This is a genomic window from Micromonospora sp. WMMA1976, from assembly GCF_027497335.1.
In the GTDB taxonomy this organism is placed as follows: Bacteria; Actinomycetota; Actinomycetes; order Mycobacteriales; family Micromonosporaceae; genus Micromonospora; species Micromonospora aurantiaca.
Map to the genome: position 1 here is coordinate 5,423,403 of NZ_CP114912.1, position 13,523 is coordinate 5,436,925.

Sequence of the window (13,523 nt, forward strand, 5' to 3'; positions counted from 1 at the left end):
CGCCGCCCGGATCAGCCCAGCCGGGCCAGTACCGGACGCAACGCCGCCGCCACGTCGGGCGCGGTCACCGGACCGCCGCGCGCCGCCTCCCGGCCGGCCAGCCCGTGCAGGTACGCCGCGGCGGCCGCCGCCCGCTCCGGCGCGAGCCCGGCGGCGAGCAGCGAGCCCAGCAGCCCGGCCAGCACGTCGCCGGTGCCACCGGTGGCGAGTACCGGGGTGCCGGTCGGGTTCACGTACGCGCGGCCGTCGGGCGTACCGATGATCGTGTGGTCGCCCTTGAGCAGCACCACCGCGTTCATCCAGGCGGCCAGCCGCAGCGCTGCGGCGACCCGGTCCTCCCCCGGCATCTCGCCGCAGAGCCGGGCGTACTCCCGGTCGTGCGGCGTCACCACGATCGGCGCGTCCCGGCCACGCAGCCGATCGGCCAGCTTGCCGTCGACGAGCAGCGTCAGCGCGTCCGCGTCGAGCACCACCGGCACCGGCGCGGCGAGCACCGCGCGCAGCTCGGCGGCGGAGTCATCGCCGGTGCCCAGGCCGGAGCCGCAGACCCACGCCTGCACCCGGCCGGCGTCGGCGACCCGGCCGGTGGCGATCACCGACGGGTGCTGGTGCAGCACCTCGCCCTTGGCACTCCCGGCGTAGCGGACCAGTCCGGTGGGACCGGCGAGCGCCCCGGCGACCGAGAGCACCGCGGCGCCCGGGTAGGTGGCCGAACCGGTGGCCACCCCGACCACGCCCCTGGTGTACTTCTCCGACGACGCGCCCAGCGCCGGCCACCAGTCGACGACGTCCGCCTGCTCGATCACCTGGAGCGCCGGTGTGCCGCGCAGCCACGGCGTCAGCCCGATGTCGACCAGCTCGACCTCTCCGGCCAGCTCGGCGGCCGGGCCGACGACCAGTGCGGGCTTGAGCGCGCCGAAGGCGACCGTCACGTCGGCGCGAACCGCCCGGGGCCGCCCGGCGTCGGTGAGCGGGACGTGGCCGGTGTCGACAGCGACGCCGCTCGGCACGTCGACCGCGACCACGGTGGCGGGCGTGCCGTCGCGCCCGCGCTGCCCGGTCAGGCTCGCGGCCAGCTGTTCGGCCGTCTCGCGGAGCCCTCCGGTGCCGCCGATGCCCACGATGCCGTCGAGCACCAGGTCGACCACCGCGGGCGGCCGGTCGGCCACGCCCCCACCGGCGGCGCGCAGGGCGGCCAGGCCCTCGGCGTGCGCCCGGCCCGGCGCGAGGAGCAGCGCGGTCACCGCCGCGCCCCGGCGGGCCAGGTGCGCGCCCGCGAAGAGAGCGTCGCCGCCGTTGTCGCCGGACCCGACGAGCAGCAGCACCCGGGCGCCGTAGACACCACCCCGGTCGGCGAGCAGCAACGCGCAGCGCCGGGCCAGCCCGGCCGCGGCCCGCTGCATGAGCGCACCGGGCGGGAGGGTGGCCAGCAGGCCCGCCTCCGCCGCGCGAACGTCCGCGACCCGCCACACCTGTCTCATGCCACCCCGCCCCGCTCGTCGCGCCGGCTCAGCTTCCGCCCGCGGCTCCCCCGATCACGGCCTCACCCTACCGGCGGTACGCGCCGCGGACCGCCTGGCGGAAACGCCCTGTGGAAAACCCCGGCCGTTGTCCACAGGGGTCGGCGGCCACCGCCGGGTGCCGCCTAGCGTCCCGGTGTCCGGAGCCGGCCGGTGGCGCCGGGCGAGGGAGGTCACGTGGTGGAGAGACCGTTCGACGTCGACCCGGAGCTGCTGCGCAGTGTGGCGCGCGAGCTGGCCGACGACGCGTACCGGCTGGCTTGCGGGCCGGGCGCCGCGCCGGAGTCGTTGCTGGTGGCGGCAACGGAGGGCTGGCGATCCGGTGCGGCGCTGGCCGACCTGGAGGCGGCGGTGCGGCGCTGGTCCGGCGCGCTCGGCGCCCGGGTGGCCGACACCGCTCAGGCGTTGCGGCGCGGCGCGGACGGCTACGAGGCGGTAGACGAACGCGCCGCCCGCCGCCTCACCGGGGTGCTCCGGTGAGCGGCGGGAGTGCTGACGCCGCCACGCCGGTCGGCTACGCGCAGCTCTGGCGCGCCGACCCGGGCACCTGGTCCGCCGCCGGGACGGCATGGCGGGGCCTCACCACGCCGGTACGGCGGCGCGCCGACGCGCTGACCGCCCGGATCGGCACGCTCCGCCCCGGGTGGTCGGGTGCCGCCGCGACGGCGGCGCAACGGCGGATCGGGGACCTGCGCACCGACCTGACCGACGTGCTGCCCGCCCTGCTCGAGGTCGACCAGGTGCTCGCCGAACTCGGTGCCCGGCTGGGCGCGGCGAAGGCGCGGCTCGGCGCCGAGGTGGCCCGCGCCGGGTCGGGTGGCCTGCTCGTCGACCGCACCGGAGCGGTCCGGCCCGATCCGGCGCGCCCGGTGGCACAGGCCGGACCGGCGGTGATCCACGCGCGGGCCGGGATCCGGGGCGCGCTGACGCTCGCCGACGCAGCCGACCGGGAGGCCGCCGACCGGCTCGCGGAGCTGACCACCGCCTCGGTACGCGGCTGGGTCAGCGTGCCGCCCGCGTACCGGCCCGGGCTCGGTGCCGGTCCGGCCGAGGTGAGCCGCTGGTGGGCCGGTCTGAGCGCGGCCGAGCGACGCTGGCTGGTCGGGCGGGAACCGGGCCGGATCGGTCGCCTCGACGGGCTTCCGGCCGCCGCTCGGGACCAGGCGAACCGGCTGCTGCTCGGTGACCGGCGGGAGCTGTTGCTCGTACGGCGGCTCGCGCTGCTGCCCCCGCTTCCGGCCGGGCCGTTGGAGGCGTCCCGCCGGGTCCGCCTCGCCGCTGTCGAGGCGGCGCTACGCGGGTTGGACGGGCTCACCGAGCGGCTGGCCGCGGGCGGGGCGCCCCGGGCGTACCTGCTGGGGCTCGACCCGGCCGGCGACGGCCGCGCGGTGGTGGCGCTCGGCAACCCGGACCGCGCCGCCTCCGTGCTCACCTACGTCCCGGGCATGACCTCGGATCTGGCCGACGCGCCGGCCGAGCTGGGCCGCGCGGCCCGGGTGTTGCAGCGATGCGCGGCGCTCGGGCCGGGCGAGGAGGCGGCGGCGGTGCTCTGGCTGGACTACGACGCGCCGGACTTCCTCACCGAGGCGGCCGGCGCCCGGCAGGCCGAGGACGCCGGCCCGGCGCTGCACCGGTTCCAGGACGGGCTGCGGACCGCGCACGAGGGCCAGCCGGCCCGGCAGACGGTGCTCGGACACAGCTACGGCTCGCTCGTGGTCGGCGCCGCCGCCCGCGACCACGGGTTGAGCGCCGACGCGCTGGTCTTCGTCGGTTCGCCCGGCGTCGGCGTGGACCATGCCGCCGAGCTGCGGATGCCCGCCGGTCAGGTCTGGTCGTCGACCGCGCCGGACGACGTGATCCGGCTGGCCCGCCCACCGGACGAGCTGGCCCGCCGCGCGCTGTTCGCGGGTACGCCACTCGGTCCGGCGCTCGCCGTGCTCGACGGGCCCGGCGAGCGGCTCTGGTTCGGCGCCGACCCGAGCGCGCCGGGCTTCGGCGGCCGGCGCTTCCGGAGCGCCCCGCACGGCCACACCGGCTACTGGGATCCGGACAACCCGGCGCTGGACGGCATGGCCCGGATCGTGCTGGGCCGATGACCGGGCCGGATGCGACGCGGTCCCCCCACCCGTGGTGCGGGCGGAGGGACCGTGGACGAGATCGGCTACTCGACGGTGACCGACTTGGCCAGGTTCCGGGGCTGGTCGACGTCGTGCCCGCGGGCGGCGGCGATCTCGGCGGCCAGCACCTGCAACGGCACCGTGGTCACCAGCGGCGCCAGCAGCGTCGGCGTACGCGGCACGTAGATCAGGTGGTCGGCGTAGCGGACCACCGCCTGGTCGCCCTCCTCGGCGATCACGATGGTGCGGGCGCCGCGCGCGCGTACCTCCTGGATGTTGGAGACGACCTTGTCGTGCAGCATGCCCCGGCCGACCGGGGAGGGCACGATGCAGATCACCGGGGTGCCCTGGTCGATCAGCGAGATCGGGCCGTGCTTCAGCTCACCGGCGGCGAAGCCCTCGGCGTGCATGTACGCCAGTTCCTTGAGCTTCAGCGCGCCCTCCAGCGCCACCGGGTAGCCCACGTGCCGGCCGATGAACAGCACCGTCGGCTCGGACTTCAACTCGCGGCCCAGCTCGCGGACCGGCTCGATCCGGTCCAGCAGCTCCCGCAGCTTGCCCGGCATCTCCTGGAGCTGGGCCACCACCGCGCCCACCTCGTCGGCGAACTTGATGCCGCGCACCTGGGCCAGATGCAGGCCGATCAGGTAGCAGGCGACGACCTGGGTGAGGAACGCCTTGGTGGAGGCGACAGCGATCTCCGGGCCGCCGTGGGTGTAGAGCACCGCGTCGGACTCGCGCGGGATGGTCGAGCCGTTTGTGTTGCAGATCGCCAGCACGCGGGCCTTCTGCTCCTTGGCGTGGCGCAGCGCCATCAGCGTGTCCATCGTCTCGCCGGACTGCGAGATCACCACGATCAGCGTGGAGCGGTCGAGCACCGGGTCGCGGTAGCGGAACTCACTTGCCAGCTCCACCTCGCAGGGGATGCGGGTCCAGTGCTCGATGGCGTACTTGGCGACCAGGCCGGCGTGGTACGAGGTGCCGCAGGCGACGATGAAGATCTTGTCGACGTCGCGCAGGTCCTGCTCGCTGAGACGGACCTCGTCGAGGGCGATCTCGCCGGTCTCGGTGAGCCGGCCCAGCAGCGTGTCGGCGATGGCCTGCGGCTGCTCCTCGATCTCCTTGAGCATGAACCAGTCGTAGCCGCCCTTCTCGGCGGCCGACGAGTCCCAGTCGATGTGGAAGTCGGTGCCGCTGGCCGGCTGGCCGTGGAAGTCGGTGATGTCGATGCTGTCCGGGGTGATCAGGACGATCTGGTCCTGCCCCAGCTCGACTGCGTCCCGGGTGTGCTCGATGAACGCGGCGACGTCGCTGGCCAGGTAGTTCTCGCCGTCGCCCCGGCCGACCACGAGCGGCGAGTTGCGCCGGGCGCCGACCACCGCGCCGGGGATGCCGGCATCGACGGCGAGCAGCGTGAACGCGCCCTCCAGGCGCCCGCAGACCACGCGCATGGCGGCGGCGAGGAGCTGCGGGCTGTCGGTCTCACCGGCCGAGCGCAGGTCGGCCAGCGCGCGGGCGATCAGGTGCGCGGCGCACTCGGTGTCGGTGTCGCTGGCGAACTCGACACCCTCGTCCTCCAGTTCGGCGCGGAGCTTCGCGAAGTTCTCGATGATGCCGTTGTGGATCACCGCGACGCGGCCGTCCGGGGAGAGGTGCGGGTGGGCGTTGCGGTCGGTCGGGCCGCCGTGCGTGGCCCAACGGGTGTGGCCGATGCCGGTGGTGCCGTCGCCGATGCCGATCGGGCTGGCGGCGCAGTCCTCGGGGTTGTCGGCCGCGCGCTCGGAGAGGACCTTCTCCAGGTTCGCGAGCTTGCCGGCCTTCTTCTCGGTCAGCAGCTCGTCCTCGCAGACCACGGCGACACCGGCCGAGTCGTAGCCGCGGTATTCGAGACGCCGCAGTCCGTCAAGCACGATGCCGAGCGCCGGGCGCGCGCCGGCGTAACCCACGATTCCACACATGGTCCGCAGCCTAACCGAGTTTCGCTCATCGCGCGTGCTCGGAAGGGCGGTTAACGATCACTGAATTTGAGCGAACCGAGCGTCGAGGATGCGATTACCGGACAAAGCACCATCCAGGTCGTTCCGCCCGTCCGGACCGGTTCGGGACGCCGGGCGCGGACCGCCGGCCGGGACCGCACGGCTGGTCGCCACCGCCTACATTGAGGCCGGGCGCCGTCCCCCGGCCCCACCGTTCCGCGGTCGTCCGCGCCGTACCCCTGTGAGCTGAGCCCATGTCCGAGACGACCCCCTCCCCCGAACCGGCCCCCGGACCGGCCGACCCGACCGCCGCGCCGGCCACGCCGCAGCCCTCCTCCTGGACGCCGCCGGACCCGCTGGCCGCCCCGCAGCCGTGGACGCCGCCCGAGCCCTGGTCGCCGCCGCCCGCTCCGAGCCCCTGGGCGGCCACCGGCCCGGGGAGCGCGTCAGCCGGAACCGGTCCGGCCATGCCACCGAGCGGGACGGGACACCCGGTGGGCGAACCGGGGTGGGCGGCTCCGGCCGACCCGGCCGCCGCGCCGCGCCCGCCCGTCCCACCGACCTCCGGCGACCCGCACATCCCGGGTGCGCCCGGGTGGCCGTCCCAGCCCGGCGTGCCCGACTTCCCGGCACAGCCGGCCTGGACACCTGGCACCTACCCGCCCGGCCCCTACCCGCCGCCGTACGCGTATCCGGGCATGCCGCCGCGCCGCGGTGGCGGCGGTGGCTGGGTGGCCGGCCTGGTGATCGGCCTCGTCACCGTGCTGGCGATCATCGTCTGCGGCTGCGTCGGGCTGTCCTTCCTCGGCCGGGGCCTGGACGACGGGACGGCCTCCGGCGACCGGTACGACGAGCCGTTCTACGGCGAGCCCGACGGGTGGGCCGACGAGCCGACCGCGCCGCCGGCCCGGCCGGCCACCACCCCGTCCGGCGGGCCCGGCAAGTTCACCGTGCTGTACGAGGTGACAGCCACCGACGGCGAGGCCGAGGTGCAGTTCTACGACGCGGACGCCAACTTCCACCAGCCCGGCGCCGTGGACACCCCCTGGCGGCTGAGCTTCACGGCGAACGACCGCGAGCGGGTGCAGATCATCGCCAGCCCGGTCGGGTCCGGCGACGTGACCTGCCGGATCACCGTCAACGGCAAGGTCGTCTCCAAGGACTCGGGCGAGTACGGCGCGACCTGCTTCGGCTGGTGAGCACTCGGCGGCGGGCCGTAGGCTCGCAGCCGTGACGACGACCGATCCCCTGGTGGCCCGGATGCGGCCGTTCGGCACCACCGTCTTCGCCGAGATGTCCGCGCTCGCAGTGCGTACCGGCGCGGTCAACCTCGGGCAGGGCTTCCCGGACACCGACGGCCCGCCGGAGATGCTCGCCGCCGCGGCCGAGGCGCTGCGTACCGGCCACAACCAGTACCCGCCCGGTCCGGGCATCCCCGCGCTGCGCGCCGCCGTCGCCGAGCACCAGCGCCGGTTCTGGGGCCTGGAGTACGACCCGGACGGCGAGATCGTGGTGACCGCCGGGGCGACCGAGGCGATCGCGGCGAGCATCCTCGCGCTGTGCGAGCCGGGTGACGAGGTGATCTGCTTCGAGCCGTACTACGACTCGTACGCCGCCTCGATCGCGCTGGCCGGGGCGGTCCGCCGCCCGGTGACGCTACGGCCCGGGCCCGACGGCAGGTACGCGTTCGACCCGGACGAGTTGCGCGCCGCGTTCGGGTCGCGTACCCGGCTGGTGCTGCTGAACTCGCCGCACAACCCGACCGGCAAGGTCTTCACCGCCGACGAACTGACGGCGGTGGCCGAGCTGTGCCGGGAACACGACGTGTACGCGGTCACCGACGAGGTCTACGAGCACCTGGTGTTCACCGACGCCGCCGCGCCGCACGTACCACCGGCCACGCTGCCGGGGATGTGGGAGCGGACGCTGCGCATCTCGTCGGCCGGCAAGACGTTCTCCTGCACCGGCTGGAAGGTCGGCTGGGTGAGCGGCCCCGCGCCGCTGGTGGCCGCCGTGCTGCGGGTGAAGCAGTTCCTGACGTTCGTCAACGCCGGACCGCTGCAACCGGCGGTGGCGGTGGCGCTCGGGCTGCCGGACGCGTACTTCACCGGGTTCCGGGACGACATGCAACGTCGCCGGGACCAGCTCGCCGCCGGGCTGGCCGACGCCGGGTTCGGTGTGCTCCCGCCGGAGGGCACCTACTTCGTGACCGCCGACGTCACGCCGCTGGGCGGCCGGGACGGGGTGGAGTTCTGCCGGGCGCTGCCGGAGCGCTGCGGCGTGGTGGCGGTGCCGACGCAGGTGTTCTACGACGACGTGGAGGCCGGTCGCCGGCTGATCCGGTTCGCGTTCTGCAAGCGGCCGGAGGTGCTGGCCGAGGCGGTGACCCGGCTGCGTGGTCTGCGCGGAGACTGAACCGCCCGCTGGAGGGAGTTTCCCCAGCGGGCGGGCGGCGTGGCTCAGGCGACCGGGCTCGCGGTCCGCACGTGCTCGGCGATGCGCTCGGCGACCTCACGCGCGGTGTCCTCGGTGGCCGCCTCGACCATGACCCGCACCAGCGGCTCGGTGCCGGACGGGCGCAGCAGCACCCGGCCGGTCTCGCCCAGCTCCGCCTCGGCGCGCTCGACCTCGGCCCGGACGGCCGGTGCGGCGGCGCCGACGGTACGGTCCCCGACCGGCACGTTGATCAGCACCTGGGGCAGCTTGGTGACCACCGCGGCAAGCTCGGCCAGCGAGGTGCCGGTCGCGGCCATGCGGGCCATCAGGTGCAGGCCGGTCAGCACGCCGTCGCCGGTGGTCGCGTACGCGGGCAGCACGATGTGGCCGCTCTGCTCGCCCCCGAGCGCCAGGCCGGAGGCGCGCAGCTCCTCCAGCACGTACCGGTCACCGACCTTGGTCTCGACCAGCCGGATGCCGTGCTCGGACATGGCCAGGCGGAGACCGAGGTTGCTCATCACGGTGGCGACCAGGGTGTCCTGGGTCAGCTCGCCGGCGTCCCGCATGGCCAGCGCGAGGATCGCCATGACCTGGTCGCCGTCGACCTCGTCGCCGTCGGCGGTGACCGCGACGCAGCGGTCGGCGTCGCCGTCGTGGGCGATGCCGAGGTGGGCGCCGTGCTCGACCACTGCGGCGCGCAGCGCCTCGATGTGGTTCGAGCCGCACTCGTCGTTGATGTTGAGCCCGTCCGGCTCGGCGTGGATGGCGATCACCTCGGCGCCGGCCTCCCGGTAGGCGACCGGGGCGACGTCGGCGGCCGCGCCGTTGGCGCAGTCGACCACGACCTTGATCCCGTCGAGGCGGTGCGGCACGGTGCCGACCAGGTGCTGCACGTAGTGGTCGGCGCCGTCGAGCAGGTCGTGCACGCGGCCGACACCTGCACCGACGGGACGCTTCCAGGCGGTGGTGGCGTTCGCCTTCACCGCCTCCTCGATCCGCATCTCGATCTCGTCGGGCAGCTTGTGCCCGCCGGCCGCGAACAGCTTGATGCCGTTGTCCGGCATCGGGTTGTGCGAGGCGGAGAGCATCACGCCCAGGTCGGCCTTGGCCTCGGCGGTGAGGAACGCCACCGCCGGGGTGGGCAGCACGCCGACCCGGACCACGTTGGCGCCGGCGCTGGTGAGCCCGGCGACCACCGCCGCCTCCAGCATCTCGCCGCTGGCCCGGGTGTCCCGGCCGACCACCGCGAGCGGCGGATGGCTCTTGTCGGTCTCGGCCAGCGTGTGGGCCGCGGCCACCGCGACCGCAAGCGCCAACTCCGGGGTGAGATCCGCGTTCGCCCGCCCGCGTACGCCGTCCGTGCCGAACAACCGGCCCATACCCGCCAACCTCCGTGGAACTGCCGATGAGAGGAGAAAACGCGGAACGGCCGGTCCGCCTCCCGGATGGGGAGGCGAACCGGCCGTCCGTCAGAAGTACAAGACGCTTGTGGTGATCAGCGCTTCGAGTACTGGGGAGCCTTGCGGGCCTTCTTGAGGCCGTACTTCTTGCTCTCCTTGACCCGGGCGTCACGGGTCAGGAAGCCGGCCTTCTTCAGGGCCGGGCGGTCGTCGGGCTCGCTGACGATCAGCGCCCGGGCGATGGCGAGCCGCAGCGCGCCGGCCTGGCCGGTGGTGCCGCCGCCACGCAGGTTGGCGATCACGTCGAACGCCTCGGGCTTCTCGGCGGTGACCAGCGGGTCCTTGATGAGCTGCTGGTGCACCTTGCTCGGGAAGTAGGCCTCGAGGTCGCGGCCGTTGCAGGTGATCTTGCCGGTGCCCGGGACGATCCGGACCCGGACGATGGCTTCCTTGCGCCGACCCACGGTCTGGATCGGGCGGTCACCACGGGGCGCGCGCGCGACGGGCGCCGGCGCCTCGGTGGCCTCGGGGGCGACCTCGGTGGCGGTGATGTCGGTCATGCTGCTTCCTTCGCCCGCGCTCACTGCGCGATCTGCTTGATCTCGAACGGCACCGGCTGCTGCGCGGTGTGCGGGTGCTCGGCACCGGCGTAGACCTTCAGCTTCTTGAGAAGCTGACGGCCCAGCTTGTTGTGCGGGAGCATGCCCTTCACGGCCAGCTCGATGGCCCGCTCGGGCCGCTTGGTCAGCAGCTCGTCGTAGCCGACCCGCTTCAGGCCACCCGGGTAACCGGAGTGGCGGTAAGCGACCTTGGTCTGACGCTTGTTGCCGGTCAGCGCGACCTTGCCCGCGTTCACGATGACGACGAAGTCGCCCGTGTCGACGTGCGGCGCGAAAGTCGGCTTGTGCTTGCCACGCAGGAGCGTGGCGGCGTGGGTCGCCAGGCGGCCCAGCACGACATCAGAGGCGTCGATGACGTGCCACTGACGCTCGATCTCACCCGGCTTCGGGCTGTACGTACGCACAGGTCTACCTTGTCTCGTCGTCGGTCTGGGGTCGCGCGCCGAGGTGACCAGGAGTACCCAGCCGGACCAGCGCGCACGAACGACCAAGCGTACCTGATGCGGCACGCCTAAGAATGTCGTACAACAGCAGGCAACGATACCCGGCCGCCCGGTGGCAGGTCAAAACGGGGTCGCGCCGCGCATGGCCTGCGGGTTCGTCATGGCACAGGTCACACGCCGGCCAGCGTACGCGGCCCCGGACGCAGGTAGACCACCCAGGTCACCAGGAAGCAGAGCGCGTACCAGGCGATGAATGCCAGGTACGCGGCGTCCGCCGTGCCGGAGGTCAGGAACGACTGCCGGAACGCCACGTTCACCAGCACCCCGCCCGAGGCCCCGACCGCCCCGGCGATCCCGATCACCGCCCCGGACAGACGCCGGGCCCGCCGCTGCGCCGCCTCCGGGTCGCCGGTCAGCTCGCTCTCCGCGACGGCCCGGGCCCGGAAGATCGCCGGGATCATCTTGTACGTCGAGCCGTTGCCGATCCCGGAGAAGACGAACAGCGCCAGGAACCCGGCCAGGTAGAGCGGAAAGGACCGCTCGCGGGCCGCGTACAGCACCAGCCCGGCCCCGGCGGCCATCGCCACGAAGTTCCAGAACGTCACCCGCGCCCCGCCCAGCCGGTCGGCGAGCTGACCGCCGACGGGCCGGATCAGCGACCCGATCAGCGGCCCGAGGAAGGTCAGCCAGGCGGCGTCCACGGGCGTCGGGAACCGGTCGTGGAACTGGAGCTGGAGCACCTGGCCGAAGGCGAACCCGAAGCCGATGAAGGAGCCGAACGTGCCGACGTAGAGCAGCGACATCACCCAGGTGTGCGGGTCGCGGGCCGCCGCGCGCAGCGCGCCCGGCTCGTTTCGTGCCCCCGGCACGTTGTCCAGCCACCGGGCCGCGGCCAGCGCGGCCAGCACGATCAGCGGCAGGTAGACCGCCGGCACGAGCCGGGGGTACGCGGCGCCCGCGGTCGCCAGCACGGCCAGCCCCACCAGTTGCACCGCCGGTACACCCAGGTTGCCGCCGCCGGCGTTGAGTCCCAGCGCCCGGCCCTTGAGCCGCTCGGGGAAGAACAGGTTGATGTTCGCCATCGACGAGGCGAAGTTGCCGCCGCCGACGCCGGACAGGCAGGCCAGCACCATCAGCGTGGCGTACGACACCCCGGGCTCGATCAGCACCGCCATCGGCACCGCCGGCACCAGCAGCAGCAGGGCGCTCACGATGGTCCAGTTCCGGCCGCCGAAGCGGGCCACCGCCAGCGTGTACGGCAGCCGCAGCACCGCCCCCAGCGCGGCCGGCACGGCGGTGAGCAGGAACTTCCCGGCCGGATCGATGCCGTACTCGGGGCCGAGGAACAGCACCGTCACCGACCAGAGACTCCACACCGAGAAGCCGACGTGCTCGGCGAAGATCGAGACGTACAGGTTGCGCCGGGCCACCCGGGCGCCGCCGGCCGCCCAGAACGCCGGATCCTCCGGCCGCCATTCGGTGAGCCGGCCGGCGGTGGTGGCCGGCGGCGTGGTGGGTGCGGAAACGAGCGTGCTCACTGACGGACTCCTCCTCGTCGATGACGAGGCGACGCTCTCAGCCGGTGGTTTCCCCGGCGTGCCCCGCGCGCGTCGGCGCGGCAACGGAGAGCGCACGTCCGCCGGAGCGCGCCGGTGAGGCGGTCACAGTTCCTGGAGGATCCGCAGCGCCCGGCCGACCCGCTGCATGGTCTCGGTGTCGGCCACGTCGACGCACTCGGTGAACCACTTCTTCATCGGTGAGGAGATCCGGTCGGGCATCACCACGTACGCGCCCATCCGCACGGCGAGCGGCGAGTCGCGCAGCAGTGACTCCTCCACTACCTCGGCCACGATCACGATGGGTACCGCAGTGGCGTTGTAGACGTCGGAGCTGATCACCAGGCCGAACCGTTCCCGGGCGCCGGAGATGCGCCAGACCTCGCCCCTACGCAGCACGCGGACGCCCGCCGAACAGGGCGTCGTCGACGAGCGCGGCCTCCTGGGCGTCGGCCAGGGCGGCGGCTTCCAGGTCCAGGCCGGCACGGCCGACCGCGTCGGCGTGCGCGGTGAAGACCTCGCGCAGCGCCTTCTCCCGGGCGGCCTGGTCCATCCAGGCGGAGAGGGAGAGCCCTTCCCGCTTGGCGAACCGGCGAGCCTCCTCGATCGTCTCGTCGGAGAACGACAGCGTCACCTTGGCGGTCATGCCAGGAAGACTACCCAGCGGTATGACCACCAGTCATCCTCGTCCCCGCCGATCAGGGAAACGGACAGCGGTCTCAGGTACGCCGGCCGCCGAAGACCGCGAAACGCCATTCCTTGAAGAAGCAGTCCACGTCCACCAGACCCGCCTCGGTCAGCCACCGGCACTGGTCTGCCACCGTGGCCGGCCGGTCGTGCCGCATCCGCTCCCGGGCGCCGGCGATCTCCTCGGCGTCGGATCCCAGCTCGGTGATCCGCGCCGTCCACACCTCGTCGTAGCGGCGGTCCAGCGCCGGGGTGGGCCCGGCGACCTGCTCGGCGTTGACGAACACCCCGCCGGGGACGAGCGCGTCGGCGGCCCGCTCGTACAGCGCCTGTTTTCCCTCGTCGTCGAGGTGGTGGATGGCCAGCGCGGACACCACCGCGTCGTACCGGCCGGCGGGCAGCGGGCCGGCCAGGTCGGCGTGCACCGTCCGGTGCGCCACGCCGCGCTTCTCCAGGTGTGCGGCGGCCACCGCGAGCATGCCGGGTGCGCCGTCCACGAGCGTCAGGCGGACGCCGGGGACGGCTGCGGTCAGCAGCAGGGACAGCAGGCCGGTGCCCGCGCCCAGGTCCAGCACCTCGGGGGTACGCCCGGCGGCGAGCGCGGCGCGCAGCGGCGGCGCGGCCACTTCGACAGCGGTGCCGTAGAAGGCGTCGAAGCAGGGCACCAGGCGGCGTCGGGCCTGGTCGTAGCTGCCGGCCACCGCGTCGAACGCGTCCGCCACGCTCATCGTGCCTCCCGTTATATGAGATTGTTGTCTCACATTCTAA

At 74.0% G+C, this 13,523-nt stretch carries 13 protein-coding genes; 4 read left to right on the forward strand and 9 right to left on the reverse strand.

The annotated features are described in order from the left end of the window. Positions 1-11 precede the first annotated feature (11 nt). Complete coding sequence (locus O7546_RS24890) at positions 12-1,481, reverse strand: NAD(P)H-hydrate dehydratase (RefSeq protein ID WP_281600092.1); 1,470 nt, start codon at positions 1,479-1,481, stop codon at positions 12-14. Between the two features lie 216 nt (positions 1,482-1,697). Between O7546_RS24890 and O7546_RS24895 the strand changes: the two genes are divergently transcribed. Both O7546_RS24895 and O7546_RS24900 read left to right on the forward strand, forming a co-directional pair. Continuing rightward, positions 1,698-2,000 (forward strand): type VII secretion target, encoded by a 303-nt coding sequence (locus O7546_RS24895; protein WP_194801394.1) that lies wholly within the window; start codon positions 1,698-1,700, stop codon positions 1,998-2,000. Further along, positions 1,997-3,616 carry an alpha/beta hydrolase gene (locus O7546_RS24900; RefSeq protein ID WP_281600093.1) on the forward strand — a complete coding sequence of 540 codons (1,620 nt, stop codon included), beginning with the start codon at positions 1,997-1,999 and terminating at the stop codon, positions 3,614-3,616. The genes O7546_RS24895 and O7546_RS24900 overlap by 4 nt, the downstream gene beginning before the upstream one ends. 65 nt (positions 3,617-3,681) lie before the next feature. Here O7546_RS24900 and glmS read toward each other — a convergent pair whose 3' ends face one another. Then, positions 3,682-5,595 carry a glutamine--fructose-6-phosphate transaminase (isomerizing) gene (gene glmS / locus O7546_RS24905; RefSeq protein WP_135242042.1) on the reverse strand — a complete coding sequence of 638 codons (1,914 nt, stop codon included), beginning with the start codon at positions 5,593-5,595 and terminating at the stop codon, positions 3,682-3,684. Between the two features lie 272 nt (positions 5,596-5,867). On the opposite strand from glmS, the gene O7546_RS24910 reads away from it, so the two are divergent. Continuing rightward, the gene (locus O7546_RS24910) at positions 5,868-6,812 is read left to right on the forward strand and encodes an MmpS family transport accessory protein (protein WP_194801396.1); all 945 of its coding nucleotides are present in this window, start codon (positions 5,868-5,870) and stop codon (positions 6,810-6,812) included. 31 nt (positions 6,813-6,843) lie between these two features. Beyond that, positions 6,844-8,028: a pyridoxal phosphate-dependent aminotransferase gene (locus O7546_RS24915; protein WP_281600094.1), complete on the forward strand. Its 1,185-nt coding sequence runs from the start codon at positions 6,844-6,846 to the stop codon at positions 8,026-8,028. Between the two features lie 44 nt (positions 8,029-8,072). On the opposite strand, the gene glmM is transcribed toward O7546_RS24915, so the two are convergent. The 7 genes from glmM to O7546_RS24950 form a co-directional block, all read right to left on the reverse strand. Beyond that, positions 8,073-9,428 carry a phosphoglucosamine mutase gene (gene glmM / locus O7546_RS24920; RefSeq protein ID WP_194801398.1) on the reverse strand — a complete coding sequence of 452 codons (1,356 nt, stop codon included), beginning with the start codon at positions 9,426-9,428 and terminating at the stop codon, positions 8,073-8,075. Between the two features lie 116 nt (positions 9,429-9,544). Beyond that, positions 9,545-10,009 (reverse strand): 30S ribosomal protein S9, encoded by a 465-nt coding sequence (gene rpsI / locus O7546_RS24925; RefSeq protein WP_018784602.1) that lies wholly within the window; start codon positions 10,007-10,009, stop codon positions 9,545-9,547. A gap of 20 nt (positions 10,010-10,029) precedes the next feature. Beyond that, positions 10,030-10,473: a 50S ribosomal protein L13 gene (gene rplM, locus O7546_RS24930; RefSeq protein ID WP_013288574.1), complete on the reverse strand. Its 444-nt coding sequence runs from the start codon at positions 10,471-10,473 to the stop codon at positions 10,030-10,032. 209 nt (positions 10,474-10,682) lie between these two features. Beyond that, on the reverse strand, positions 10,683-12,050 hold the full coding sequence (locus O7546_RS24935; protein WP_194801399.1) for a nitrate/nitrite transporter: 1,368 nt from the start codon (positions 12,048-12,050) through the stop codon (positions 10,683-10,685). A 123-nt stretch (positions 12,051-12,173) separates the two neighbouring features. Then, positions 12,174-12,467, reverse strand: a complete 294-nt coding sequence (locus O7546_RS24940) for a type II toxin-antitoxin system PemK/MazF family toxin (protein ID WP_091426307.1) — start codon at positions 12,465-12,467, stop codon at positions 12,174-12,176. Further along, positions 12,457-12,714: a DUF6364 family protein gene (locus tag O7546_RS24945; protein WP_030501570.1), complete on the reverse strand. Its 258-nt coding sequence runs from the start codon at positions 12,712-12,714 to the stop codon at positions 12,457-12,459. Before O7546_RS24945 ends, O7546_RS24940 begins: the two co-directional genes overlap by 11 nt. A 73-nt stretch (positions 12,715-12,787) precedes the next feature. Continuing rightward, entirely contained in the window at positions 12,788-13,483 is a 696-nt protein-coding gene (locus O7546_RS24950) for a class I SAM-dependent methyltransferase (RefSeq protein ID WP_269697653.1), read from the reverse strand. Positions 13,484-13,523 lie beyond the last annotated feature (40 nt).

Coding starts and splice junctions, on each gene's coding strand:
- O7546_RS24950 (WP_269697653.1), bottom strand. CDS start 13,483: ATGAGCGTGGCGGACGCGTTCGACGCGGTGGCCGGCAGCTACGACCAG.
- O7546_RS24910 (WP_194801396.1), top strand. CDS start 5,868: ATGTCCGAGACGACCCCCTCCCCCGAACCGGCCCCCGGACCGGCCGAC.
- O7546_RS24890 (WP_281600092.1), bottom strand. CDS start 1,481: ATGAGACAGGTGTGGCGGGTCGCGGACGTTCGCGCGGCGGAGGCGGGC.
- glmM (WP_194801398.1), bottom strand. CDS start 9,428: ATGGGCCGGTTGTTCGGCACGGACGGCGTACGCGGGCGGGCGAACGCG.
- glmS (WP_135242042.1), bottom strand. CDS start 5,595: ATGTGTGGAATCGTGGGTTACGCCGGCGCGCGCCCGGCGCTCGGCATC.
- rpsI (WP_018784602.1), bottom strand. CDS start 10,009: ATGACCGACATCACCGCCACCGAGGTCGCCCCCGAGGCCACCGAGGCG.
- O7546_RS24945 (WP_030501570.1), bottom strand. CDS start 12,714: ATGACCGCCAAGGTGACGCTGTCGTTCTCCGACGAGACGATCGAGGAG.